Annotated in this window: 26 protein-coding genes and 1 pseudogene; 14 read left to right on the top strand and 13 right to left on the bottom strand. The window is 62.6% G+C overall.

Going from position 1 to position 23,692, the window contains the following annotated elements:
- Positions 1–7: 7 nt before the first annotated feature.
- The 6 genes and pseudogenes from lpxK to F506_RS22615 form a co-directional block, all read left to right on the top strand.
- Positions 8–1,030: a tetraacyldisaccharide 4'-kinase gene (gene lpxK, locus F506_RS08020; RefSeq protein ID WP_053196440.1), complete on the top strand. Its 1,023-nt coding sequence runs from the start codon at positions 8–10 to the stop codon at positions 1,028–1,030.
- A complete protein-coding gene (locus tag F506_RS08025) occupies positions 1,011–1,217 on the top strand; it encodes a Trm112 family protein (protein WP_053196442.1) in 207 nt (68 codons plus the stop codon). Before lpxK ends, F506_RS08025 begins: the two co-directional genes overlap by 20 nt.
- A 67-nt stretch (positions 1,218–1,284) precedes the next feature.
- Complete coding sequence (gene kdsB, locus F506_RS08030) at positions 1,285–2,088, top strand: 3-deoxy-manno-octulosonate cytidylyltransferase (RefSeq protein WP_053196444.1); 804 nt, start codon at positions 1,285–1,287, stop codon at positions 2,086–2,088.
- 266 nt (positions 2,089–2,354) lie between these two features.
- Entirely contained in the window at positions 2,355–3,011 is a 657-nt protein-coding gene (adk, locus tag F506_RS08035; RefSeq protein WP_053196446.1) for an adenylate kinase, read from the top strand.
- Positions 3,012–3,259: 248 nt separating this feature from the next.
- Positions 3,260–5,389 (top strand): sodium-translocating pyrophosphatase, encoded by a 2,130-nt coding sequence (locus tag F506_RS08040; protein WP_083457670.1) that lies wholly within the window; start codon positions 3,260–3,262, stop codon positions 5,387–5,389.
- 79 nt (positions 5,390–5,468) lie between these two features.
- Positions 5,469–5,990 (top strand): annotated as a pseudogene (locus tag F506_RS22615) (SDR family NAD(P)-dependent oxidoreductase); the annotation flags it as partial.
- Positions 5,991–6,363: 373 nt separating this feature from the next.
- On the opposite strand, the gene F506_RS08045 reads toward F506_RS22615, so the two are convergent.
- The 4 genes from F506_RS08045 to F506_RS08060 form a co-directional block, all read right to left on the bottom strand.
- Positions 6,364–7,347 carry a sensor domain-containing diguanylate cyclase gene (locus F506_RS08045; protein ID WP_053196450.1) on the bottom strand — a complete coding sequence of 328 codons (984 nt, stop codon included), beginning with the start codon at positions 7,345–7,347 and terminating at the stop codon, positions 6,364–6,366.
- A 200-nt stretch (positions 7,348–7,547) separates the two neighbouring features.
- Complete coding sequence (locus tag F506_RS08050; RefSeq protein ID WP_053196452.1) at positions 7,548–8,579, bottom strand: tetratricopeptide repeat protein; 1,032 nt, start codon at positions 8,577–8,579, stop codon at positions 7,548–7,550.
- Positions 8,580–8,633: 54 nt separating this feature from the next.
- Complete coding sequence (locus tag F506_RS08055; protein ID WP_200907690.1) at positions 8,634–8,993, bottom strand: nucleotide pyrophosphohydrolase; 360 nt, start codon at positions 8,991–8,993, stop codon at positions 8,634–8,636.
- 117 nt (positions 8,994–9,110) lie between these two features.
- Positions 9,111–9,932: a MipA/OmpV family protein gene (locus tag F506_RS08060; protein WP_053196454.1), complete on the bottom strand. Its 822-nt coding sequence runs from the start codon at positions 9,930–9,932 to the stop codon at positions 9,111–9,113.
- Positions 9,933–10,111: 179 nt separating this feature from the next.
- Here F506_RS08060 and F506_RS08065 point away from each other — a divergent pair, with 179 nt between their 5' ends.
- From F506_RS08065 to F506_RS23845, 3 genes are all read left to right on the top strand, one after another.
- On the top strand, positions 10,112–10,810 hold the full coding sequence (locus tag F506_RS08065) for a response regulator (RefSeq protein WP_053196457.1): 699 nt from the start codon (positions 10,112–10,114) through the stop codon (positions 10,808–10,810).
- 267 nt (positions 10,811–11,077) lie between these two features.
- Positions 11,078–12,376, top strand: a complete 1,299-nt coding sequence (locus F506_RS08070; protein ID WP_053196459.1) for an ATP-binding protein — start codon at positions 11,078–11,080, stop codon at positions 12,374–12,376.
- Positions 12,377–12,745: 369 nt separating this feature from the next.
- Positions 12,746–13,240: an MFS transporter gene (locus F506_RS23845; protein ID WP_053196461.1), complete on the top strand. Its 495-nt coding sequence runs from the start codon at positions 12,746–12,748 to the stop codon at positions 13,238–13,240.
- A gap of 229 nt (positions 13,241–13,469) precedes the next feature.
- On the opposite strand, the gene F506_RS08080 is transcribed toward F506_RS23845, so the two are convergent.
- Entirely contained in the window at positions 13,470–14,276 is an 807-nt protein-coding gene (locus F506_RS08080; RefSeq protein ID WP_053196463.1) for a hypothetical protein, read from the bottom strand.
- A 521-nt stretch (positions 14,277–14,797) separates the two neighbouring features.
- On the opposite strand from F506_RS08080, the gene F506_RS08085 reads away from it, so the two are divergent.
- Complete coding sequence (locus tag F506_RS08085) at positions 14,798–15,403, top strand: RNA polymerase sigma factor (protein WP_083457673.1); 606 nt, start codon at positions 14,798–14,800, stop codon at positions 15,401–15,403.
- 48 nt (positions 15,404–15,451) lie between these two features.
- Here the strand turns inward: F506_RS08085 and F506_RS08090 are convergent, their stop codons facing one another.
- Positions 15,452–15,979: a hypothetical protein gene (locus F506_RS08090; RefSeq protein WP_235471428.1), complete on the bottom strand. Its 528-nt coding sequence runs from the start codon at positions 15,977–15,979 to the stop codon at positions 15,452–15,454.
- A 70-nt stretch (positions 15,980–16,049) separates the two neighbouring features.
- On the opposite strand from F506_RS08090, the gene F506_RS08095 reads away from it, so the two are divergent.
- A complete protein-coding gene (locus F506_RS08095) occupies positions 16,050–16,448 on the top strand; it encodes a hypothetical protein (protein WP_144424013.1) in 399 nt (132 codons plus the stop codon).
- Positions 16,449–16,576: 128 nt separating this feature from the next.
- Here F506_RS08095 and F506_RS08100 read toward each other — a convergent pair whose 3' ends face one another.
- From F506_RS08100 to F506_RS22625, 5 genes are all read right to left on the bottom strand, one after another.
- On the bottom strand, positions 16,577–17,158 hold the full coding sequence (locus F506_RS08100) for a hypothetical protein (RefSeq protein WP_053196466.1): 582 nt from the start codon (positions 17,156–17,158) through the stop codon (positions 16,577–16,579).
- A gap of 60 nt (positions 17,159–17,218) precedes the next feature.
- Entirely contained in the window at positions 17,219–18,184 is a 966-nt protein-coding gene (locus F506_RS08105; protein ID WP_053196468.1) for a hypothetical protein, read from the bottom strand.
- A 289-nt stretch (positions 18,185–18,473) separates the two neighbouring features.
- Positions 18,474–18,785: a hypothetical protein gene (locus F506_RS23630; RefSeq protein WP_235471430.1), complete on the bottom strand. Its 312-nt coding sequence runs from the start codon at positions 18,783–18,785 to the stop codon at positions 18,474–18,476.
- Complete coding sequence (locus F506_RS08115) at positions 18,782–18,988, bottom strand: hypothetical protein (protein WP_053196470.1); 207 nt, start codon at positions 18,986–18,988, stop codon at positions 18,782–18,784. The genes F506_RS23630 and F506_RS08115 overlap by 4 nt, the downstream gene beginning before the upstream one ends.
- Positions 18,989–19,127: 139 nt before the next feature.
- Entirely contained in the window at positions 19,128–19,391 is a 264-nt protein-coding gene (locus tag F506_RS22625; protein WP_083457675.1) for a hypothetical protein, read from the bottom strand.
- 172 nt (positions 19,392–19,563) lie between these two features.
- On the opposite strand from F506_RS22625, the gene F506_RS08120 reads away from it, so the two are divergent.
- Positions 19,564–19,962 (top strand): hypothetical protein, encoded by a 399-nt coding sequence (locus F506_RS08120; protein ID WP_083457678.1) that lies wholly within the window; start codon positions 19,564–19,566, stop codon positions 19,960–19,962.
- A 161-nt stretch (positions 19,963–20,123) separates the two neighbouring features.
- Here the strand turns inward: F506_RS08120 and F506_RS08125 are convergent, their stop codons facing one another.
- Both F506_RS08125 and F506_RS08130 read right to left on the bottom strand, forming a co-directional pair.
- Positions 20,124–20,528: a CesT family type III secretion system chaperone gene (locus F506_RS08125; protein ID WP_053196472.1), complete on the bottom strand. Its 405-nt coding sequence runs from the start codon at positions 20,526–20,528 to the stop codon at positions 20,124–20,126.
- Positions 20,529–20,934: 406 nt separating this feature from the next.
- A complete protein-coding gene (locus tag F506_RS08130) occupies positions 20,935–21,651 on the bottom strand; it encodes an SDR family NAD(P)-dependent oxidoreductase (RefSeq protein WP_053196474.1) in 717 nt (238 codons plus the stop codon).
- Positions 21,652–21,827: 176 nt separating this feature from the next.
- Here F506_RS08130 and F506_RS08135 point away from each other — a divergent pair, with 176 nt between their 5' ends.
- A complete protein-coding gene (locus F506_RS08135) occupies positions 21,828–23,213 on the top strand; it encodes an aminotransferase (RefSeq protein WP_053196476.1) in 1,386 nt (461 codons plus the stop codon).
- A gap of 20 nt (positions 23,214–23,233) precedes the next feature.
- Positions 23,234–23,641 carry a hypothetical protein gene (locus F506_RS08140; RefSeq protein ID WP_144424014.1) on the top strand — a complete coding sequence of 136 codons (408 nt, stop codon included), beginning with the start codon at positions 23,234–23,236 and terminating at the stop codon, positions 23,639–23,641.
- The last annotated feature ends 51 nt before the right edge of the window (positions 23,642–23,692 follow it).

Here is a 23,692-nt window from a genome sequence, read left to right on the forward strand (position 1 = left end):
TCTTACCTTGTCCGCACCTTCCTCCCTCGAATCGACGCTGACGCGCGCCTGGCTCCGGCGCGGCTGGCTCGCGTGCCTGCTGTGGCCGCTGTCGCTGCTGTTCGGCACGGTCGCGCTGACGCGGCGCGCGCTGTACCGGCTCGGCCTGAAACAGGCGACGCGTCTGGACGCACCGGTGGTGGTGGTCGGCAACGTCTTCGTCGGCGGGACCGGCAAGACGCCGCTGGCGATCTGGCTGGTGCAGGCCTTGCGCCAGGCCGGTTATACGCCGGGCGTGATTTCACGCGGCTATGGTTCGGCGCAGGCCGGGGCGCGTCTTGTCGCCGCTGATTCGCAAGCCGCAGAAGTCGGCGATGAACCTTTGCTGATCGCCGAACGCGCCGCTTGTCCGGTGATGGTCGGCCGCAGCAGGGTGGCAGCGGGGCAGGCCTTGCTGGCGGCGCATCCGGAAGTCGATGTGATCGTTTCGGACGACGGCCTGCAACATTACAGGTTGGCGCGCGACGTCGAAATCGTGCTGTCCGACGCGCGCGGCAACGGCAACGGCTGGCTGCTGCCGGCAGGGCCGCTGCGCGAGCCGGCTTCGCGCCGGCGCGACTTCACGGTATGCAATGTCGGCGCCACCGGAGAGGCACCCGCCGGCGCATTCGCGATGCGCCTGGAAACGGATCAGGTCGAGTTGCTGCAAAACCGCGCATGCCGTCAGCCGTTGGCGTCGCTCAGCGCCGCCGAGGGGGTGGCTGCGGTGGCCGGCATCGGCAATCCGGCGCGGTTTTTTGCGACGCTGGAGCATGCCGGCCTGAACTTCGAGCGGGTGGCATTGCCTGATCATTACGATTTCGCCCACAACCCCTTCGCCGCGATGTCCGCGGCGGTGATCCTGATCACCGAGAAGGATGCAGTAAAATGCAGGGCTATAAAGGCCATCAAAAACGATCCCCGCATCTGGGTCGTGCCTGTGACGGCGCGCATAGACGGCGCGCTGGCTGAACACATAGTGGAGAAACTCCGTGAACGCCCGATTGCTTGATATCCTCGTGTGCCCTGTCTGCAAGGGCCCGCTCGAGTACGACAAAAAAGCCCAGGAACTGATTTGCAACGGCGACAAGCTGGCTTATCCGATCCGCGACGGCATCCCGATCATGTGGGCTGACGAAGCGCGCGAGCTCGGCGCCGCTCCCGCCGGACCTGCCGCGGTCGAACCGGCTGCTGAATAACTGAACAAGTTTCTGCAGTTCCTGTTGTTCCTGTTGTTGTACGTCTGATTGCCGATTGATTCCCGCCATGTCCTTTACCGTCATCATCCCCGCACGCCTCGCCTCCACCCGTTTGCCGAACAAGCCGCTGGCCGACCTCGGCGGCAAGCCGATGATCGTGCGCGTGGCCGAGCGGGCGGCCTTGTCGGGAGCGTCGCGCATCGTGGTGGCGACCGATCACCGCGACATCTACGCCGCCTGCGAACAGCATGGTATTGACGTCGCCATGACGCGCGCCGACCATCCGTCGGGCACGGATCGCATCGCTGAAGTGGCGGCGGCCCTGGATCTGGCCGAAGACGCCGTGGTGGTCAACGTGCAGGGCGATGAACCGCTGATCGATCCCGGCCTGATCGCCGCCACTGCCGGGCATATCAAGACCGACGTGCCGATGGCGACGGCTGCGCATGCGATCGAACTGCTGCCGGAGATGTTCAATCCCAACGTCGTCAAGGTGGTGCTGGACAAGGAAGGGCGCGCCATGTATTTCTCGCGTGCGGCGATTCCGTGGCATCGCGACGGTTTTGCGCAGTCCAGGGACAGCCTGTCCGACCTGCACAGCCACGAGTTCGCGCCGTTGCGCCACATCGGCCTGTACGCCTACACCAATAAATTCCTGCAGGTCTATCCGACGCTGACCGCGTCGCCGCTCGAACGCATCGAGGCCCTCGAGCAGCTGCGCGTACTCTGGCACGGCTATTCGATTGCCGTACACGTGACTTCGCTCTTGCCGGAAGCCGGCGTCGACACGCCGGAAGATCTGGAGCGCGTGCGCAAGCATTTCGAAGCGCCTCCCGACAGTCCTCTGGTGGCGGCTATTTCCGCGCTGTAACGCCCGTCGGCCATTGCGAGACAAGTCGTCTCGCCGATAAGGCGCTACCGGCGCGGTTTTGTAAGTCTCCTGTCATTCTCCGCAGTGATAATCGAGGTCGGCCGGCTGCCTAAAAAATAGGCGTTTGTCATGATTCAGTAAGATTTTGTGGTAAGTTTCGTTCAGAGCAAGATGCAAGCGGCGTCACAGAGACAATCGCCTTCGATGGCAACAGTTGTGCGGATCGCCATCGCAATAGAATTCAAAACTTCAATTTAGGAAAAGATATGCGCCTCATCCTTCTAGGAGCGCCTGGTGCCGGTAAAGGTACGCAAGCCACTTTTATCAAGGAAAAGTACAACATTCCTCAGATTTCGACCGGCGACATGCTGCGCGCGGCCGTTGCCGCCGGCACGGAACTCGGCGTCGCCGCCAAGAAGGTCATGGATGCAGGCGGTCTGGTTTCCGACGACATCATCATCGGCCTGGTCAAGGACCGGCTGAAGCAGCCGGACTGCGCCAACGGTTACCTGTTCGACGGCTTTCCGCGCACCACGCCGCAAGCTGACGCCATGAAGGAAGCCGGCGTCAAGATCGATTACGTGCTGGAAATCGACGTGCCCGACAGCGCCATCGTCGAGCGCATGAGCGGTCGCCGCGTGCATCAGCCTTCGGGCCGCACTTACCACATCAAGTTCAATCCGCCGAAAGTGGAGGGCAAGGACGACGTCACCGGCGAAGCGCTGATCCAGCGCGACGACGACAAGGAAGAAACCGTCCTGAAGCGTCTGTCGGTATATCACGAGCAGACCGAAGTGCTGGTCGGCTATTACGGCAAGTGGGCCGAATCGGGCCAGCCGGGCGCGCCGAAGTATCGCAAGATCGCCGGCGTCGGCCCGGTGGAGCAAATCAGAGAGAGTGCATTTGCTGCTCTGGCGTCATAAAATGAAGCGGACCATGTGTCCGCTTTTTTTTATTTCCGCAGCGGATGCTGCAGCTCGGTTCGAGGCAAATTGAAGGCGGGGAGAGTCGGACGTAACCGATACGAAGCAGGCAGGACGGCCCATCAAATCCATAAAAGAGGCCACGTAAAGTATTGCAGTGCGCAGTGTCCGCAATAACGCCTTGGCAGGCGTTGCAGCGGAAGGTCGTGATTGTTGACTTTGTCGTGAAAAAACAAGGAGGAGACATGATGGCAGGAGCCCTATGGTTTGCCGTGGCATGCGGCGTAGTCGCAGTGATCTACGGTCTTATTTCCCGCAGTTGGATTCTCAAGCAAGACCCCGGCAACCAGCGCATGCAAGACATCGCGACTGCCATCCAGCAAGGCGCGGCAGCTTATCTTGCGCGCCAGTACCGCACCATCGCCCTGGTCGGCGTGGTGCTCTTCATCCTCATTGCATTGATTCCCGGCCTGGGCTGGATTACCGCGATCGGTTTCCTGATCGGCGCGGTGCTGTCGGGCGCCTGCGGCTTCATCGGCATGAACGTGTCGGTGCGCGCCAACGTGCGCACCGCGCAGGCGGCCACCAAGGGCATGAACGAGGCGCTCAACGTGGCGTTTCGCGGCGGCGCGATCACCGGCATGCTGGTGGTCGGACTGGGCCTGCTCGGCGTGGCGCTGTTTTTCTGGTGGCTGTTCCAGCATGGCGAAGGGCGTGCCGCTTCGTTGCATGATGCTTTGCGGCCGATGATCGGGCTGGCGTTCGGCGCGTCGCTGATTTCCATCTTCGCGCGGCTCGGCGGCGGTATCTTCACCAAGGGCGCGGATGTCGGCGCCGATCTGGTGGGCAAGGTCGAAGCCGGCATTCCCGAAGACGACCCGCGCAATCCGGCGGTGATCGCCGATAACGTCGGCGACAACGTCGGCGACTGCGCCGGCATGGCGGCCGACCTGTTCGAGACGTACGTCGTGACGCTGATCGCGACCATGCTGCTCGGCAGCCTGGTGATCAAGGGCGGCGAAGTGCTGGCGGTACTGTACCCGCTGGCGCTGGGCGGCGTCTCGATCCTGGCGTCGATCGTCGGCTGCATGATGGTCAAGGTCGCACCCGGCAAAAAGATCATGTCGGCGCTTTACACCGGCTTGTGGTGGGCGGCGATCCTCAGCCTGATCGGTTTCGCGGTCGTTACCTGGACCATGGTGCCGCCCGAGCTGCGCGTGCCGCTGATGGGGGCAGCAGTGATCGGCATCGTCCTGACCGGTCTGATGGTCTACATCACCGAGTACTACACCGGCACCGATTTCAAGCCGGTCAAGCATATCGCGCAAGCCTCGACCACCGGTCATGGCACCAACATCATCGCCGGCCTGGGCGTGTCGATGAAATCGACTGCCTACCCGGTGCTTGCGGTGTGCGCGGCGATCCTGGCGTCCTACTGGCTGGCCGGCCTGTACGGCATCGCGATTGCCGCGACGTCGATGCTGTCGATGGCGGGCATCATCGTGGCGCTGGATGCCTACGGTCCGGTCACCGACAACGCCGGCGGCATTGCCGAGATGTCCGGCATGCCGGAATCGGTGCGCGCCATCACCGATCCGCTCGATGCGGTCGGCAACACCACCAAGGCCGTGACCAAGGGCTACGCCATCGGGTCGGCCGGGCTGGCGGCGCTGGTGCTGTTCGCCGATTACACGCATGCGCTCGATGCGGTCGGCAAGAGCACTTCATTCGATCTGTCCAATCCGATGGTCATCGTCGGCCTCTTCATCGGCGGCCTGATTCCCTACTTGTTCGGCGCGATGGCGATGGAAGCGGTGGGACGCGCGGCCGGCGCCGTGGTGATCGAAGTGCGGCGTCAGTTCAGCGAGATCAAGGGCATCATGGACGGCAGCGGCAAGCCCGAGTACGACAAGGCGGTCGACATGCTGACCTCGTCGGCGATCAAGGAAATGATCGTGCCCTCGCTGTTGCCGGTGATCGTGCCGATCATCGTCGGCCTGCTGCTGGGGCCGGCGGCGCTGGGCGGTCTGCTGATGGGTACCATCGTCACCGGCTTGTTCGTGGCGATTTCGATGACCACCGGCGGCGGCGCCTGGGATAACGCCAAGAAGTACATCGAAGACGGCCATCACGGCGGCAAGGGTTCCGATGCACACAAGGCGGCCGTCACCGGCGATACCGTGGGCGATCCGTACAAGGACACCGCCGGTCCGGCCGTCAACCCGCTGATCAAGATCATCAACATCGTCGCGCTGCTGCTGGTGCCCTTGCTGCCGGCACCTGTCTTGACGGCGGAAACTGCCGCTGCTCCGGCTGCAGTGACGGCAACCGCAACGGCAACGGAAGCTGTCGTGATCGCCGTACCCGTGGGAAAATAGACGTCCACATCCCACCAGGATGATCAAAAGACGACCGGCATGTACTCCATGCCGGTCTTTATTATTATTGGAGAGACACATGCAGATTGCTGGACAGGTATTTGTGGTGACGGGCGCAGCATCGGGGCTGGGGGCGGCAACCGCGCGCATGCTGGCGCAGAATGGCGGCAAAGTGGTGCTGGCCGATTTGCAGGAAGAAGCCGGGCAAAAGCTGGCGGCCGAACTGCAGGGCGAGTTTGTGCGCTGCGACGTGACGACGGAAGAAGACGGCCTGAAGGCGATCGCGGCGGCGCAGCAACTGGGCAGCCTACGCGGTCTCGTCAATTGCGCCGGCATCGCACCGGGCGCCAAGCTGATCGGCAAGGACGGCCCGCATGCAATGGCCTTGTTCCAGAAGACCCTCAACATCAATCTGGTCGGCACCTTCAACATGGCGCGCCTGGCGGCCGACGCCATGAGCAGGCAGGAGCCGATGGAGCAGGGCGAGCGTGGCGTGATCATCAATACCGCGTCGGTGGCGGCGTTCGACGGACAGATCGGCCAGACCGCGTATTCAGCGTCCAAGGCCGCGATCGTCGGCATGACGCTGCCGATGGCGCGCGCCACATTGGTCAGCGCAACAGTGCTGTCGGACAGCTGCTCGCGGCGCGCGACGCCGAGCTGGACCAGGTCGACGATGATGAAAAGCGCACACACCAGCAGAACGAAAGCGATCGCGAGGTTGGCGACGGCGGCGGGTTTGCGCGAGCCGGGTTCCGGCGGCGGCTCAGTGACGCCCAAATTCATGCTGCTCTCCCCGGTAGTGAAGACGGCCCATGATACAAGAACGGGTGCAGCCGCATTGGAAAAACGGAGCGGGGTGCTGCTCGGACCCCGGGCACGATCTGTGGCGAGAAGCCGTCATGGTTGCCGGGCCGCGCGCAGCGCAACCGCAACCGGGTCCACGGGGAATTCCAGGGACTCCGGGGACTTTCTCAGTGGCGGTATTTGCGCGGCAGAAGCAGGTCGAGCAGCGCGGCGAAGGCGCCATCGTCATGGTGGCCATGCTGTTTCTTGTCTTCGTACATGCGTGCATCGGCGCATCGCATCAACTCCGCGATCGATGTCGCGGCGTCGCTGTTGACGTGGCCGACGCTGTAGCACAGTTTGTAGGCGCGTTTGACGGTGCGGTTGTGCAGCTTTACCGCTTTTTCCAGGAAACGCAGGGCGACCTCAGCCTGCGGCTTGCCGGTGTTCGGCAACAGCACCGCGAATTCATCGCCGCCGAGGCGTCCGACGATGTCGGACTGGCGGAAGCTGCGCGACAGGATCGCGCTGAAATCCTGCAGCGCACGGTCGCCTTCGGCGTGACCGAAACGGTCGTTGATCTGTTTAAACAGGTCAAGATCGAAATAGAACAGCGAGACCGGCTTGCCGAGCCGTTTGCAGAGACTCAGTGCCTGTTCCGACATGGCTTCGAAGCCGCGCCGGTTGGGAATGCGGGTCAGTTCATCGATGGTCGCCAGTTCCAGGGCGAACAATTCCTGCTCGGCCATTTTTGCGAGATCGCGCAACAAGGCCTGGTCGTCATCGTCGAACGCGCGCGGCTGGTCGTCGATCAGGCACAGCGTGCCGAGCTGGTCGCCGTTGCCGACGCGGATCGGACAACCGGCATAAAAGCGCACGCGGGATTCGCCCATGCGCAGCGGATTACCCTCGAAGCGCTGGTCCAGCACGGTGTCCTGCACCACCAGCAGATCGGCGGCGGCGAAGGCATGGCGGCCGTCGTCGTGTTTTTGCAGGGGCCACGGACGATGCGCCTCCACCAGGCTGACGAACGCCACCGGCACATTGAACAGCCGTTTGGCCAGACGCGTCAGGCGTTCGAAGCGCATCTCCGCCGACGAAGCGAGCAAGCCGAATGCATGCGATGCGTTCACTTGATAGAAATCATGCGGCGACATGTCAGGCATCTTCATGGGCTGTACTCGATTCAGGGCAAACGGGCTAATCAAACTGGTCTTTTGCACAGCATGTTTGGCAACATTCTCGGCAGAAGGTATTCCCGGTAACGACAGGCCTGCCGTTTTCTGAAGCGAGGCCGATGAAATTTACACTTGTAGCATCGGCATGTTTTTGTGGAAATATTTTTAAAAGGAAATTATTTGCCGCAACAGGATCAGGATTTAGCCTCGTAGTAGGCACCGCCCATGCCGTCGACGGTAAATTGCATGCGCAAGACGCGTTCGGCGCCACAGAAGTAGACATGCCAGCTTTCAGTCCACGCGCCCTGGATAGGATAGGTGCCGGCCACCAGCGGTTGCTTCAGCGGCAGCCAGACGGCGTTGTTGACGGCGCTCACGTCCTTGATCGACATCAGGCGGAAATCCTTGCATAGCGTCGAGTTGGGCGTGCCGCTGCGTTCCGATGCCAGGGCTGCGGCCGTCATGACGGTCGGGATGGCGTCGGCGATCAGTTTGGGCGCGGCGCGCGAAGGCCCCAGCGTGTCCACCTGCTGCGCCAGCGCCAGGTATTTTTGATAATTCGGCGACAGGTCGGGGATGCCGTCGAGCAGCGTGCGGATCTGTTTGGTGGTGCCTGCGCCGCTTTGCTCCAGCAGCAAGGTCGCCAGCATCAGCCGGGCCGGCAGATAGCCGGCGGCAGCGGCGCCGGCCAAACCGTCGATGGCTTCGATCTGGTCGCCGCGCTCGGCGATGCTGCGGCGCGCGATGGCGGCGTACTGGTGGTCGTCGGCCTTGCCGTTGACCATGAACTGGTTGGCCGGATCAAGTGTATAGGCTTGCCACAAGCCATAGCCGGCACGCTGGTCGCCGCCGGCGATGGCCTTGCGCGTCCAGGCGCGCGCTTCGGGGAAGTTGACGGGCAAGCCCTTGCCCGGCAGGTTGAGATCGCCGTAGATTGCGGCACAGGTCGGCTCGCCGCCTTCCGCGCATTCGCGCGCGAGCTTGGCGCCTTGTTTGATGTCGCGCGCGGTGCCGAGGCCGCGCAAGGTCATCAATGCGAGGAAGGACTTGGCGCGGTTGTCGCCCTGCGCGGCGAGTTGCGAAAACTCGCGGTAGGCGGCGTCGTATTTTTGCTCGCCGTAGGCGTTGAGCGCGCTGTTGATGTCGGCATGCGCCGGCAAGGCAATAGCGGACAACAAGCCGGGGAACAAGCAAAGCAAGGCGGTGCGGATGAGGGACTGCTTCATGGTGATTTCCGAAGTGCGAAGCCGTCTATTCTAATCCGCCTGACTCGTCGGGTTTCAATACTGATCGTACTTGCGCGATTGTCCCCTGACCTTGTCGGCCGGGTATTTCTCGCGGTTGAGTTGCATCTTCTCGATCACGGCGTCGTAGAGATCGACATCGAGGCGGTCGGCCAGGCGGATCAGATAGACCAGCGAGTCGGCCAGCTCGTGGCGCACGCCGGTGCGGCGCACATCGTCGAGTTCCTCTTGTTCGCCAGTCTTGAGCCACTGGAAGTGTTCGACCAGTTCGGCCACTTCGACCGACAAGGCCATGGCAAGGTTCTTGGGGGTGTGGAATTGCTGCCAGTCGCGTTCTTCGGCGAACTGGCGCACGATGTCGCGCAGGGCGATGAGGTCGGAGGAGGGCATGGTCATGGTCGGTCCGGTGTGGAGGAAGAACAAGGACCAGACTATAGCGCCGATTGCCGCGAGCGGTGCCGCAGGCGTCCGCCGAACCAGTCGCCGGACGCCTCTGCCGAGGATGCTTGCGCGTCAGAAGGTATAGTTGACGGCAGCCATGGTGCCGTAGTTGGTGCGCGCTTTCACGATCGGGCTGTCGCCGGCTTTCTTCATGTAGCGGGTCGCTTCGGTAGCGGCCAGCAGCGACCAGTTGTCGTCGAAACGATGGGTCCAGGTGATCGCGGCCTTGACGGCGTACAGCCCGGAACCCGGCGTATATTTTGTGTAGCCGCTGGTCGCGCTCTGGTTGGCGGTGACGCCGAAATAGCTCTGGTTGTAATCGTTGCTGCCGAAGTGTGCACTGCCGGCCACGGCCAGCTTGTCCCTGGGCATGGTCATCACCGTGGCGTCGGCCTTGGCGTAGTAGGTGCGGCCGCGGTCGCGGTTGCTGAGCGGCTGTGAGGCGCCGACGCTGAGCGTGAGGCTTTGCGTGAGGCGATAGCCCAGGCTCAGGTTGAGCAGCGCCGCGCCCTTGACTTCGCCCATGCCCCTCAGCTTGTCGGAGCCGGGTTTGAAGCTCTGGTTGGAATCCTTGCGGCCGGGGTCGTAGCCGAGCGCCGCCGAGGCGATGAACTGGTCGCCGAAGCTGTGGCGATAACCGATGCCTTCGCCGGCGTCGATGAAGCCGCCCCAGGGGGTGACCACGCTGATGACGGGCAGCGCGACGGCCTTGTATTCGTCGCTGCCGGCGTAGCGCGGCATGTAGGCGGCGCCCAGGCCCAGCGTGATCTTGGTTTCGCTGTCGGCGGCGGCCTGCTGCGCCGACGCCGGAAGCGGAATGGCAGCGATCGCGGTGAGGGTGGCAGCTACGGCTGCATTGGCAACGATGCCAATGCGGCGGTGAGGATGCGTCATGGTTTCTCCTGTGATGAATGAGCGCCATTGTCGGCATCTGCTGCGGTGAGGTCTGTTGGAGTTTGGTAAGGAAACTGTGCGTCCATGTGTCAACATGTGTTTGTTTGTAATGCGCCGGTCCACGGCCTTGGGACGCGGCTATCATGCGCACGGGAAGCTCATTGGAAAAGCCGTCAGGGATGAAAAAAATACTGTTGATCGAAGACGACGTACGTCTTGCCGAATTGATATCGGAATATCTGTGCCGCTACGATTTCGAAGTAGCGGTGGTGCTGCGCGGCGATCAGGCATTGGCTGCGGTTGCGCGCGAAAAACCCGACGTGGTGATCCTCGACCTGATGCTGCCCGGCATGGACGGCATGGACATTTGCCGCCAGCTGCGCAAGGACTCTTCCCTGCCGGTGATGATGCTGACGGCGCGCGCCGACATCTTCGACCAGGTCACCGGCCTTGAAATCGGCGCGGACGATTACATGCTCAAGCCGGTGCAGCCACGCCTGCTGCTGGCGCATCTGCGCGCCATCCTGCGCCGCCACGAAGGTCAGCCCGAAGCGGCCGAGGTGCGCCAGCTGCAATTCGGCGAATTGCAGATCGACCTCGCCGCGCGCCAGGTATGCTGGAAGGGCGAAGAAATCGATCTCAAGACGTCCGACTACAACCTGTTCGTGATCCTGGTGCAGGCCGCCGGCAAGGTGCTCAGCCGCGACGAGTTGCTGCGGCGCTGGCGCGGCATCGACTTCGACGGCATGGACCGCACCGTCGACGTCAGCATTTCGCGCCTGCGCAAACGCTTCAACGACGACGCGCAGGAGCCGCGCAAGATCAAGACGGTATGGGGCCGCGGCTATCTGTTCAGCCCGATCGCCTGGGAGGACTAGAACTCATTTCACTAATAATCGTGAGATGCGTTTGACTCAGAAAGGGCGCTGGCAAGGCGTGCGACGCGTCGCGTGGCGGTGCCACGCGCAAGGAGCGCAACGCAGCCAACGCCCTTTCTGAGTCAAACCCTTCGGGAACGTCCTGTTTGGGTGTATTGCTGCGTTGCGCCGCTTGCCAAGGGCCCACCCTTGGCTGCGCGACGCGCCTTGCACTACCTCCCAAACAGGATCGTTCGCACTCACGATTATTAGTGAAATGAGTTCTATATGCTCCGTAATCTGGTGCGCCTGTATCTGGTGATTGCGGCGCTGGTGGTGGCCTCCATCCTCGTCGTCAACTACGGTTTCCCGCACCTGTTCGCCGGCCAGTTCACCAAGGCCGTGCGCGCCGGCTTCAACGGCGAGAGCTTCATGCTCAATCGCCTGTTGTCCGGCCGCAGTCCGGCCGAGCAGGAAGCGTTGCTGGCGCAATTGCGCGCGGCGGCGCCGGAACGCTACAGCCGGCCCGTGCAGACGACGGAGCAACTGCCGCAAGCCGTGCGCGAACAACTGGCGCAGTATCGTGTCGGCTGGGAAATCACCGGCAGCAAATGCTGCGTGGTCTACGTCAGGCTCGACGACGGCGGGCTGGTGCGGGTGCAGTCGCTGGAGGAATTGCCGATGGTGGAGGTGGTGGCCTACGCGCTGGTCTTCGCCACCATTCTGGCGGCGGTGTGCATCTGGCTGATTCCGCATTGGCGCGACCTGGAAAAGTTGCGCCTGGCGGCCGCGCGTTTCGGCGGCGGCAGGCTGGACGCCCGCGTCGGTTTGTCGGGGCGCTCGTCGATCCGCCAGTTGAGCAGTCACTTCGACCGCATGGCCGATCGTATCGGCAAGCTGATCCATGCGCAGCGCGACATGGTCAACGCGGTCTCGCACGAATTGCGCACGCCGTTGTCGCGGCTCGAATTCGGGCTCGATATCCTGCAACACCATGCGCAGGATTCCGCTACCGAAAATCGCATCCTCGGCCTGCGCAAGGACGTCGAGGAACTTGAGGCGCTGGTCGCCGAATTGCTCACGCTGGGCATGCTGGAACATGACCGTCAAGGCGTCTTCACCGAGACCGTGGCTTTGCCGGAATTCCTGCGCGATACCTGCGGGCTTACGGCCGAAGCCCTGGCTGTGGGCAAGCTGGAGTTGCGCTGCAGCGTCGACGCGCAACTTGCGACCGTGGTCACCGAGGCGCGCACCCTGGCGCGCGCCTATTCCAACCTGGTGCGCAACGCCGCGCAGCATGCGAATTCTGTCATCCGCGTGCGTGCCGAGCCGGCGGCGCCGGATGCGTGGACGCTGGTGGTGGAAGATGACGGCGCCGGCATTCCGGAAGCCGAGCGCGAGCGCGTATTCGAATCCTTTTACCGGCTCGACCAGAGCCGCGATCGCGCTACCGGCGGCTACGGCCTCGGTTTGTCGATCGTGAAAAAAATCGTCGCGCGCCACGGCGGCAGCATCCGCGTCGGCAGCAGCGAACTGGGCGGGGCCATGTTCGTCATGCGTTTCCCGTTGCGGCAATTGCCGCCCTGAAAACAGAACTGCACGGAATCAGAAACCGAATTCCGGACGGAGGTAGGCGGCCAGCCAGATCAGCATGGCGATCGTGGCGGCAAACAGAATCTTGTTGCTCGGCATCGCGAGGGTTTTCTTGTTGTGGTGCCCGGCATTCTAGGCCGGCAAAGGCGGCGCAGGTATATCTATCTGTGGGCTAACTGTTTAAATTTGTGCCGGTCCGGCATTCCCCAGTCCCCTCTCATTCGGATTGGTAAGACCTTTCTACCTTCCAATCGTTATCTCGCTATAATCTGGCTTCCCCGCGGGCAAGAACAAGCACAGCGCCGGGGGCAGGCGGCATCTCGACATGCCGTTCTGATAACAGACCTCATCCAAGGAGACAACATGGCTCACGCCAACGTAGCATCGGCCGGCGCGCTGGACGCCGGCACCGAGATCGGCAAGCGCGTCATCGGCAAGCTGCATCGCAAGATCGTCTGGTACTGCTTCTTCCTGTTCATGATCAACTACCTCGATCGCGTCAACGTCGGTTTCGCCGCGCTGACAATGAACGCCGACCTCGGACTGAGCGCCAAGGTCTACGGTCTCGGGGCGGGAATTTTCTTCCTCGGCTACATCGCCTTTGAAATCCCCAGCAACATGATCCTGCACAAGGTCGGTCCGCGCATCTGGATTGCCCGCATCATGGTCACCTGGGGCATCGTCGGCTGCGCCATGGCGTCGCGCACCAGTTTGAAGACGCGGGCCCGTTGCAGGGCTCCCGGGTTCTTCATTTCCGATACCTGCGCCACCAGCTGGTTGGCCTTGCCCTTGCCCCACCCCGATTCGGCTGCGGTCAGGAGGATCACCGCCAGCTCGGGCGCAGACATCTTGATGTAGACCTGGGTCTTCTCCGACAACTCGCGCTGGAGGGTCTCCGCGATCGCCACGCAGGATTTGACCAGCATGAATGCCGATGCGTCCGACATGGTCAGCCAATAACGGCCGATGCTTCTCAACGGGTTTTTGCGTAAGTCCGCTCTCATGATGGCCCCATCAAAAAGAATGCCTGCCGGGAGCCGTCAGGCGTTGATTCAAAACGACGTTGCATGCGCAGGCCCGGGCGGGCTCAGAATCCGATCATCATGCGCGAGCGCAGGCCGGTCATGACCTTCATGCATTTGTGCGCGCCGAAATTCTTGATCAGGGCCTTGAGCATGGTCAGCGGCGTCAATGGCAAGTCTTCCCGCCCCTTCGACTTGGCGCCGATGAGAAAGCGCAGGTCGCGCGTGGAAGGCAGATTTCTGGCCGCCTCGTCGGCTGCCAGCGCTTCCAGCGAATTGACCAGAACATCGTTTTCCAGCAATGCGCGCCGCAGCTCGTGCATGTGTTTTTCGTACAGATCGCTCATCATTTCCATGAGGGCGTTGCGCAAGGCGATTTTCTGCACCATGCTCATCGGCTCGTTGTCGACCCGTTCCAGCGCCTCGGCCAGGACGTTGTAACGCTGCACCGGATCGAAATCCTCTGCCAGCATGTCCTGCACCTGAAAACGGCCGTCCCGGCCCGAGTTGTTGCGCAGGAATGCCAGCGTGTCCATCACCGGCGCGAACAACTCTTCGTCGATGTCGTCATCGCTGACGACTTGCCGGGACTTGTCGTACTTGTTGCGTCGCGACGCCTGAGACGAGGATTTTTCCTGGCTCTTCTGGCGCAGCGGCGAAAAAATCCGTTGCAACAGGGAGCGCGAACGGAACGAGATGCCGTCCTTGAAACCTGCCTCCGACCTGACCGCGTCGGTCGGCGCAAAATCGGTCGCGCCGGCGCCGGCTTTTTCAGCGCCGTTCTTGATCCAGTTCTTGGCGTGCGGACGGACCTGTTGCGCAGTGGGCTGCTCCAGCTGGCCGTTGCCGAATCGATTGATTTGCATGTTCATGGGCATTCGTGGCGCGACGCCGGAGGCCGGTTCCATCGACTGCACCACTGTCCGGGACGGGCTCGCGGTTCCAGCCGCTCGCAAAAATAAAAGGCTGGACGACGTCGCCGGATTTCGCATACGCTTTTTTTTGCTTGTGTCGCGACGCCCGTTTCAGCGGGCGTCTCCCACCATCGCCAAGCGCCGTCGCGCCGGCTTGCAAAACCGGGCGGCGATGCGCATGGATGATGCGTCCGAAGTCCGCTCCCGCCGGTATCGCAGCGCCTCGCGTCCTGCCGCTCCGGCTGCCCCTGACAGTACGCACATCCTTGCCTGTGGCTTTTGCCGCCGCGCCGGTTCCGTCGTATTGCGCGCCATTGCGGGGACATTTCTCATTTTTCTTCAATGTCTCACGAATACTCACAGAACCCCTCGTTGTGCGGCAGGCGCTGCTATCTTGCAGCCATGCCCATGCGGCGACGCAGGAAATGCGGCACAGCTTCGAATTTCACGATCAACGCTAGTGTTCCAAGGAGAACAACATGACGCAAACAACTTCCGCAAACAGCCGGCCGGTCGCTCACGATACAGAGACGGCGCCTACGGAAAACGCAGCAACAGAAATCGCGACGACCGCCCCCATCGACATCGTCGCGCTATATACCGAACATCGCACCCACCTGCTGCGCTTCGTGCAACGCTATGTCGGCAACTATGAAGACGCAGAGGACGTGGTGCAAAATACTTTCATCGAGGCGGTCAAGTGCGCCCATCGATTCTCAGGGCTGTCGAAACCTTCGACCTGGCTGTTCGGCATTGCGCTCAACCTGGCACGCAACCAGGTGCGCCGCAATATCGCCGATCGTTACGAGATGGTCGACGACATGTTCATGGAGCAGATAGTGGACAAGCACGCCGATCCGGCCATGTTGTTCGAACTGCGGCAGATCGCTGAGAAAGTGGAGTTCCTTCTCAACGGCTTGCCGCCCAAGATCCGCATGACGTTTGAAGCCGTGCTGGACGGCGACGCCACCTACGAGGCGGCGGCGGAACAGCTCGACATCCCTATCGGCACCGTGCGCTCGCGCGTCTCACGCGTACGCGCGGCAGTGCGCAACGAATACGGCGACGGCGGCGCGCGCGCCTGATTCTGCGGGAAGACGGGAACGACGGGATGGCGTGTCCATCCCTGATTTTCAGGACGGTTTCGGTTCGGCCGGCGGTGTCTGCACCGCCGCCAGCAATTCCGTGGCGATGTCGGCAGTCTCGAGGATGGCATCCATCACGGCGCGTTCATCGCGCAGCGGCCCGAGGGCGATCTTGCGCAACACGATGTAACGCCCCTCGTCGGCATGCCACAGGAAATCGACATCGTCCACGCGCCGGTCGCCGCCATTCAGTGGCGCCGCCGGCAACGGCAGGTAATGCGGTTGCTCGCACCTGGGCAGCGATGCGGTCACCGCCAGGTAATGATCGGCGTCGTTTTTTTCCACCGCGGTACGGGTGAAGATATCGCCGAGCTGCAATTCAAGCACTGCCCGGCCGGGTGAATCCTGCCCGGCCAGGCCGATGAGGTCGAGCAGGATCCGATTGACGTTCGTCGTCATGAGGTCGTCCGGAAGATCGTCGTCGCTTGACCGCATCATTGTCTGGTACAGCTGAAACACGTACAGCAACTGGAAGAAGTTGCTGACATTGGCAGGATTGTGGGAAAGAGCGCTCATTTTACCTCCTATTGTCGACGACTCCAAAGCATGCGGCGCTTGCGCCGCGCGGACGCGCGACGTACCGGCTTTGGCTGAAACAGATCTCGGTTCGCGGGAAGATGGCCGGACCGGGCGTGCGCATGTCGCTCGCAAGCGCATGGAGCCGGCCGGACTCGTCGTGATAGGTAGCGAAACCGGCGTCGCGGTTCCGTGGATGTGCCGGTCGCAGAAAGTAAAAATGCAGGAACGTGCGGGGGCGACCGACGGACCGCGGCTGCAGCAAGCACAGCGGCGGATTCAGCGGCGTTCGCGCCGGCGCGACGCCGGCAATCGGAAGGATTTACTTGCGCTGGAGCCTGCGTATGCGATGCCAGGGAAAATCATCGGCCAGCATGTTGATGCGTATCAGGAAAGGGGCCGAGGTGCACCAGCAGGCCATTTCCGCATTCCAGCCGACAGTGCGGGATTGCTCTTCATTCGACAATGATTTTGTATCCATGGTATCCACCCGACAAGTAATGAATTGACTGACGTGATTCCACTCCGGCCATTGGCCGGTTCGTTCTGCAGCGGCACGCCTGCCGCTTGCACGGCGCTGCGCCCTGCCCGCATTGCTTACGCACCGGCGTACTGCACCGGCATTGCATCCTGGCAAGCGCGCGCCAATTGCCCCCATCCCCTGGCCGCGCTGCGGCGCGCCAGTTCCAGGGAACCCGAAACGGCCACAGGCAACGTCGGACGGGCATCGACAGGCGGCGGTTCAGCCGTCTCTCCGGCGGCTTCACCGACGCGACGCGAGTAGACCCGGTCTGCAGAAATCTGACGCTCCGCCGGATTGTCGCCGTCGATGCGATTGACCACCTGGCGCTCTTCTCCGAGCATTTTCGGCCATACCGGGATTTCCCCCTGCTCGGGATGGTCGGCCGGGCTCAAGCGATCATGACGGCTGCCGTGACGGCGACGGCCCGAGGCCAGCCTGGCGCTGGAAAATCGAATATACCAATTGATGTCGCGGCGACCCTCGGGAGTTTTCCCGAGGGCCTGCGTGGGCAATTGCAAGGCCAGCTGGCGCGCCGTCGGCGCGCACTCCGCGCTTCCGCGGCCGCCATTGAGCAGAGCATGCAAGCGCATGGTCGCGGCCAGTTCATGGGCGTTGGAAAATCCGCCTGCGACGGCGGAAACTGCACGAATCATCATTTATCCTTTCCCATAAATAGCGTGGCCATGCATCACTGCAACACTCTCTTTACGCTGCGATCACGCCGAGATCGTACCGTCGTCGATGGCGGCCTGATAATCGGCCTTGCCCAGCTCGCCGTCGAACTCGCCCTTCTTGGCCGACTCCATCTTCTTGAACAATTCGCCGTTGTTGGCCATGTAGGCCTGTGCGGCAGCCTGCACTTCGGGCGGGACCTGGATGGTCTTGCCGTTCTTGTCGGTGAAGTAGCCGGTCTCGGCGATCTGCTGCATCTGCGCCGCGGAAATCAGCTGGATGTCGTGATCGTCCTGGAACTGATGGATGGTCTTGGCTGCGCTGGAATCCGACGGCAGCGGCGCACCACCCTGCGGCATGCCCGGAGGGTAGGCGCCGGGCTGATAAGCCGGCGGCTGCACCGAGTATGGCGGCGGCGCATAGCCGCCGTTTTGCGGCGCGCCGAACTGGCCGGTACGATCGACCACCGGCGGACCGCCGTTGCCCGACGAAATGGTGCCGTCGTCGATGGCCGCCTGATAATCGGCCTTGCCCAGCTCCCCATCGTGCTTGCCGGTCTTGGCGGCTTCCATTTTCTTGAACAGCTCGCCGTTGTTGGCCATGAAGGCTTGCGCGGCAGCCTGCACTTCCGGCGGGGCTTGGATGGACTTGCCGTTCTTGTCGGTGAAGTAACCGGTCTCGGCGATCTGCTGCATCTGCGCCGCGGAAATCAGCTGGATGTCGTGGTCGTTCTGGAACTGGTTGATGGTCTTGGCTGCGCTGGCGTCGGACGGCAAGGCGCCTTGCGTCCCCACGCCCATCATGTTGCGCAGGTAATTCTTGATGCCGTCCGGCACCGGCAGGTTGTTGATCCAGGCCGCGATCTGATCCGGCTTCATGTTGCCATAGCCGCCTCCGCCGATATCGTATGCCCCGCCTTCGTTGCCGGGATAAGGCGGCGGGATGTAGCCGGGGAATTTTCCCCCTTCATAGTACGTGGTGGTAGTGGTGGTGGTAACGATGGCCGACATGCTTTTCTCCGAAATGGGGTGGGTACTCAAACGTCTCAGTTGCGTCTCGTCGTCCGCTGGCGGACATCGGACCTGCACCGGGTTCATCCACATCCCCGTCAACCGCAACAGGCCCTCACGGACTCGCTTTTAAGTGGCCGTCCGTGCGCGATAGTTCCACCGGAAATCTGTGCAACAGGACGGTCCGTGCGGGAAGCCGGCAGCTCAGGACGGCCATCCGCACGCATGCGAACAGGCGCGAAGCGCAGCCGGGTTCCGGTCGCGCTTCGCGCCATGGAGGAAGCAGTTGTTACAACGCAGCTTGGGCGCCGTCTTCCGCCTTCTTGAGGAATTTCGCGAAAATATTGACGTTGTCGACGTCGGTCTGTGCATCGGCCACAGCCTGCTGGTCGGCACGCGCCTTTTTGGAAGCGCGACGCGCGGCCGCCGCAGTGGTCGAGCCAGGATCGCCGTCGCCGGCGAGGGAAGTTGCTGCAATGGCCATACGGAACTCCTTGCTGCTGCCGGCCCGGACGCCGACGACAAGCGCCTGCGCGGGCCAGGACGATTTGCCGGGCTCGCGGCGGCGACACCTGCCTGCGCCGCCGCGAGGATTGTTCATTGCTGATCGTTGACGTTCTTCGCCATGGTGTTGAAGATCTTCAGCTTCGCCAGCGAAGACGCCTGCTGCGAAACCCATAGCTGGAATTCCACCGCTTGCGCGGCGCCCGCTTGCGCAGCCTGGACGGTCGGGCTGGCTCCCTGGCGCATGGTCGGATTCTCGCTGGCGTAGCTCTGGCCGAGCTGACTTTGGAAGGTCGACATGGTGCTCCTTTCCGGCGAACCGGTAACTGGATGAAACGGGACAACGCCGCGTGCACGGCGCCGCACTTCTGGAAATTGCCGGGACGGGATGCGCGCAAGCGGTCCCCCGTCCCGTAGGGCTTGCGCCCGAAAAAAGTGGTCAGCCGCCGGCCAGGTCCTTCGAATTGGTACGACCGCTCTTTTCAATCTTCAGCTTTACGTTGTCGGCATCCACCGCTTCCTGAGCTGCATTCGTCATTTCCTGGTCGACAATAGCGTGACCCGCACCGGCACCTGCTGCTGCTCCTGTTACTGCCATGATAACCTCCGTAAAAATTAAAAAACACCGCCCAAGCCACACCAAGAAAACGAGACGGTCGCCGATAAGTGGAGCAACAAAATCCGCTGGTTCCACGTCGTGCAAAAAACTTCTTCCTGCTTCCGCAAAACCGACCGTCCCACCTCCCTGCCGACATGGGTCGCGTCCGGCGCCCCGCGGTTCCATCCTCGCCGGACACGGTGGAACTCTTGCGCCGCGGGGCGCTACCCATTGAAGCAGTAGCGATGTTCGATCAACCCCACGTTAAGGAACCACCATGAGCTTCACGATCGCCGCCGGCACCGGGCCGAGCAACATCCCCTCCGCAGGGGAAATGAATTCCTATTCCAATGGTTTGAAAACCCAGTCGACAGATTCCCTGTTGAGCAAGCTGAGCGACCCGAGCACCGAGCAATGGCAGAAGGACGCCATTACCAAGGAATTGCAAAACCGGGCCGACGCCAACCAGCAGGCGCAAGGTGCGGGAGGCGGAGAAGGCGGCGGTTCCGAAGACATGCAGCAGCTGCTGAAAAAGCTGCAGGACGGCACCATCACCGACGAGGAACTGCAAAAGCTGGCGAAGATGCTCGGCGTCGATCCCGCCAAACTGGAAGCAATGAAGGGCAAAGGCGACGGCGAGCATATGGTCGCCAACGGCGACATCCAGGGCGGTTAAGCAGCCTTCGCGGCGGTCCGTCCGGGCCGCCGCAGGCCGTGCCTGCGCGCCCATCGCGGCTCACCGGCACGTATCATTCCCGCCTTCCGCATACACGCATCTTTCCCCGAACTTTGCTCTCCCATCGCCCTCCCGTCCCCGGCCCGGCCGGCGCCGTTTCCTCAGTCGTGCAAAAAGCGATTGCGCTCCCAGTCGCGTGCCATGACGGAGAAATGCTCCAGCGTCTCCAGCACTGAATGCAAGGTGGCGTACTGCAGCCGGACCCGACAGATCAGCACGAGGCGATCGCGCTCCGCATCGTAGGCGAAGGTCGCCTGGTGGGCGCCGAACAGATAGGTATTGATTTCCAGCAGGCGCAGCAACGCCGGGTCTCGCGGCGGCGCCGGTACGGCGCCGAAATCGCAGTGCACCAGCATGCTGTCGGGCGCCAGCAAGCCGCCGAAAAAAAGCGTGAAATGTGCACCGTAGGCGTTCAGGTGCGCGACCTGGCTGGCCGGTCCCGGCTTCTGGATGTTGAAGCGGATGCACAAGCGGTCGATCAAGGCGCGATAGCGTTCTATCGTCATGCGGCCTTCCCTGCAATTTTCTTATATGCCGTCACGGCGTGGACGACGGTCGCCGGCGGCGCGTCGCGCGATGAGTAGCCGGACGAGCGCCCGGCTACGGACAAGACGTGGATGAAATGAGGAAAACGGAAGCGTCAACCGGCAATTCAGTCGATGTCTCCGGACTGTGGCGGGGGCGGCTGGCCGCCGCCCAGTACCGTGCCGATAGGGTCGAGGACTGCTCCCACGGGGTTAGTGACTACATTCAGTGGATTGGGAATCTGGGCCATCATCTCTCCTTTGAAAAAATGCTTAACGTAAGCATGGATAAGTGGACATGTGCCAACGCACGGTTCCTCCCCGGATCGGCGCGGGCGACTTTTATTTGCGAACGCACATGGCCGAGGCCGGCTTGCCGCGATGCGAATCAGGACAATGCCGCAGTCGGCGCGCTGCCGAAACCGTCGGCCATCAGGAAATCGACGACGCGTGATGCGCCGGCCGCAACGCCGACCAGCCGGCCGTCGCGCAGGAGTTCCAGAAAACGTTCGCGCAACGGGAACAGGCGATCTTCCGTCGCACGGATTTCAGCCTGCATGTCGGTATCGAACACGCCCGGCGCCAGGCTGCAAATGCGCAGCCCCTGCCGGCGGTCGAGCGCTGCGGCGCGCGCATGATGGTCCAATGCCGCCTTTGCCGAGCAATATGCACTCCAGCCGGCGAAGGCGTCGCGGCCGGCGCCGCTGGAAATGTGCAGGATGCGCCGCTGAGCGGCGTCGGCGGCGGCGACCGCGCCGGCCAGCAGCAGCGGCGCGCTGACGTTCAGCGCCAGCGCTTGCGCCAGCGTCGCCGCAGCCAGCTGGTCCGGGGCGCCCATCGGGTGCACGGTGGCGGCATTGTTGACCAGGAAAGCAATGTCTTCTCCGCGCAGGAACGCCGCCGGTGCGCGCGTCTCCAGCCAGGCCAGCAGCGCAGCGGTATCGGCCAGATCGATCGCATGCTGCGTCAGCAGCTGCGGAAAACGCGCCTGCAAGCCGGCATTGGGCCGGCGCGCCAATCCCAGCACCGCAACGCCGCGCTGCAGCAGTTCGGCGGCGATCGCCGCGCCAAGGCCACGGCTGTGGCCGGTCACTATTGCTTTCATTGCTGCTCCCAGGTTGTCGTGCCGGCCGGATTGCCGGACAGTGCGCCAATCGGCATGGAACCGCTCCGCCACGATGGTCACTCACGCTAAACGTCAAAAAATGCGTTGAAAACGCGCTAACGGCGCCGCCCTGCAAGACCCGCGGCGGTCATTTCTTCCTCTATTCCGGACCTGCCATGAACGATTTTGTCGGCCAATTCCTGGCCAAGAAGGATTACAAAGACATCCACGTATCGCGGCATCTGTTGCCTTTTGAAGATCATAAGTTCCTGAAGGCCGCCGATGCCCGCGTCATGGTCAGGGGCGCCGGGGTGTACCTCTGGGACGAACACGGAAACAAGTTCCTCGACGGCTTGTCCGGCCTGTGGTGCACTGCGCTCGGCTATGGCCGGCCCGAACTGATCGCCGCCGCCGCCGCGCAGATGGAGACCTTGTCCTATTGCAGCCAGTACTTCAACACGACCAATCCGGCCATCGCTGAATTGTCGGCCAAACTGTTCGATCTCCTCCCTTCGCCTTTCAGCCGGGTCCTGTATACCAACTCGGGATCGGAGGCCAACGACCTCATGATCAAGCTGGTGCGCCGGTTCTGGCAGCTGGCCGGCAAGCCCGGCAAGAGAATCCTCATCGCACGCCATAACGGCTACCACGGCGCTACCATTGCCTCCGCCTCGCTGGGCGGCATGAAACTGATGCACGAACTGAGCGGCGGCATGATCGACGACGTTCACCACATCGACGAGCCTTATCGGTTCGGCCTCCGGGATGCCCAGGACGAGACCGCGTTCGGCGTGCACGCGGCACGCGAGCTGGAGGCAAAAATACTGGAACTGGGCGCAGACCGGGTCGGTGCGTTTGTCGCCGAACCATTCCAGGGCGCGGGCGGCGTCATTTTTCCGCCGGCCAGCTACTGGCCCGAGATCCAGCGCATCTGCACCCGATACGATGTGCTGCTCTGCGCCGACGAAGTGGTCGGCGGCTTCGGCCGCACCGGCAGCTGGTTCGCGCACGAATACTTCGGCTTCGCGCCAGACATGATGACCATCGCCAAAGGCCTGACCTCCGGCTACGTGCCGATGGGAGGCCTGGTCCTGACGCAGCGCATCGCCGATACGCTGGCCGACTGCGGCGGCACATTTGCGCACGGCCTTACCTATCAGGGCCATCCGCTGGCGGCGGCAGTGGCACTGGCGACGCTGCGCCTGCTGGACGATGGCGGCATCGTGGACATGGTCGAGAATGACACCGGCCCCTATCTGCAGCGCTGCCTGCGCGAAGTCCTTGGCGGCCACGTGCTGGTCGCCGAGATCCATGGCGCGGGCGCAGTGGCGGCACTTCAGCTGGCTTACGGCCGGCACAAGGACCAACGCTTCTCCAATGAAAACATGGTGGGTCTGTATTGCATGCGCAAGGCGCTGGAACACGGATTGATCCTGCGCACCACGGCGGCGCGCCTGATCGTGGCGCCCGCCCTGGTGGCCACGCGCGCCGAGATCGACGAGCTCGTCGGCAAGCTGCGGCTGACGCTGGACGACGCCGCACGCGCGTTGAAGATGATGTAGCACCTGGAACAGAAACAACCATGTATCCCCTTCTTTCCTTGGATGAAGCTTTCCTCCGTTCGCAACACGCGCGCCCCAACCGACGCGCCCTGATCCTGCTCATCCATGACCGTCACAGCAGCTATTGGTGGGGCGGCAACGTCGACAAATGGCGGCCATCGCCGACAATATTTCCCTCTGCCGCGACGGCAGAGCAATGCAAGCGACTGGTACAGCGCTTCCGTTGCAACGGCGGCAAGGCCCGCATGCTGCTGATGCACGCCAACGGCTCGCTCGGCGCCGTCATGCTTGGCGTCGAATCCAAAGAGGAAGTCGTCAGGTGGCTGCTGGACACAGCAGGCGCCGTCATCGTCGCAGCGCCGTCCGCCGTCGCGCTGATGGCGCACTCCCCGGTGATGCAGCAAAGGGAACTGCGCTTGCCTGCCTGACATTCATCGGTAACCTCGCCGGCGACACGATGCTCTCGAAAGCGCACATGC

It is taken from the genome of Herbaspirillum hiltneri N3 (genome assembly GCF_001267925.1).
GTDB classification, from domain to species: Bacteria; Pseudomonadota; Gammaproteobacteria; order Burkholderiales; family Burkholderiaceae_D; genus Herbaspirillum; species Herbaspirillum hiltneri.

Bases quoted from the DNA above. Each gene is read 5' to 3' on its own strand.
- F506_RS23845 (WP_053196461.1), top strand. From the start codon at position 12,746: ATGGCTCACGCCAACGTAGCATCGGCCGGCGCGCTGGACGCCGGCACC.
- F506_RS08125 (WP_053196472.1), bottom strand. From the start codon at position 20,528: ATGACGATAGAACGCTATCGCGCCTTGATCGACCGCTTGTGCATCCGC.
- F506_RS08130 (WP_053196474.1), bottom strand. From the start codon at position 21,651: ATGAAAGCAATAGTGACCGGCCACAGCCGTGGCCTTGGCGCGGCGATC.
- F506_RS08065 (WP_053196457.1), top strand. From the start codon at position 10,112: ATGAAAAAAATACTGTTGATCGAAGACGACGTACGTCTTGCCGAATTG.
- F506_RS08050 (WP_053196452.1), bottom strand. From the start codon at position 8,579: ATGAAGCAGTCCCTCATCCGCACCGCCTTGCTTTGCTTGTTCCCCGGC.
- adk (WP_053196446.1), top strand. From the start codon at position 2,355: ATGCGCCTCATCCTTCTAGGAGCGCCTGGTGCCGGTAAAGGTACGCAA.
- F506_RS08060 (WP_053196454.1), bottom strand. From the start codon at position 9,932: ATGACGCATCCTCACCGCCGCATTGGCATCGTTGCCAATGCAGCCGTA.
- F506_RS23630 (WP_235471430.1), bottom strand. From the start codon at position 18,785: ATGAACAATCCTCGCGGCGGCGCAGGCAGGTGTCGCCGCCGCGAGCCC.
- F506_RS08140 (WP_144424014.1), top strand. From the start codon at position 23,234: ATGTATCCCCTTCTTTCCTTGGATGAAGCTTTCCTCCGTTCGCAACAC.
- F506_RS08100 (WP_053196466.1), bottom strand. From the start codon at position 17,158: ATGATGATTCGTGCAGTTTCCGCCGTCGCAGGCGGATTTTCCAACGCC.
- F506_RS08105 (WP_053196468.1), bottom strand. From the start codon at position 18,184: ATGTCGGCCATCGTTACCACCACCACTACCACCACGTACTATGAAGGG.
- F506_RS08080 (WP_053196463.1), bottom strand. From the start codon at position 14,276: ATGAACATGCAAATCAATCGATTCGGCAACGGCCAGCTGGAGCAGCCC.
- F506_RS08070 (WP_053196459.1), top strand. From the start codon at position 11,078: ATGCTCCGTAATCTGGTGCGCCTGTATCTGGTGATTGCGGCGCTGGTG.
- F506_RS08055 (WP_200907690.1), bottom strand. From the start codon at position 8,993: ATGACCATGCCCTCCTCCGACCTCATCGCCCTGCGCGACATCGTGCGC.
- F506_RS08120 (WP_083457678.1), top strand. From the start codon at position 19,564: ATGAGCTTCACGATCGCCGCCGGCACCGGGCCGAGCAACATCCCCTCC.
- F506_RS08115 (WP_053196470.1), bottom strand. From the start codon at position 18,988: ATGTCGACCTTCCAAAGTCAGCTCGGCCAGAGCTACGCCAGCGAGAAT.
- F506_RS08040 (WP_083457670.1), top strand. From the start codon at position 3,260: ATGGCAGGAGCCCTATGGTTTGCCGTGGCATGCGGCGTAGTCGCAGTG.
- kdsB (WP_053196444.1), top strand. From the start codon at position 1,285: ATGTCCTTTACCGTCATCATCCCCGCACGCCTCGCCTCCACCCGTTTG.
- F506_RS08135 (WP_053196476.1), top strand. From the start codon at position 21,828: ATGAACGATTTTGTCGGCCAATTCCTGGCCAAGAAGGATTACAAAGAC.
- F506_RS08090 (WP_235471428.1), bottom strand. From the start codon at position 15,979: ATGAGCGCTCTTTCCCACAATCCTGCCAATGTCAGCAACTTCTTCCAG.
- F506_RS08085 (WP_083457673.1), top strand. From the start codon at position 14,798: ATGACGCAAACAACTTCCGCAAACAGCCGGCCGGTCGCTCACGATACA.
- F506_RS08045 (WP_053196450.1), bottom strand. From the start codon at position 7,347: ATGAAGATGCCTGACATGTCGCCGCATGATTTCTATCAAGTGAACGCA.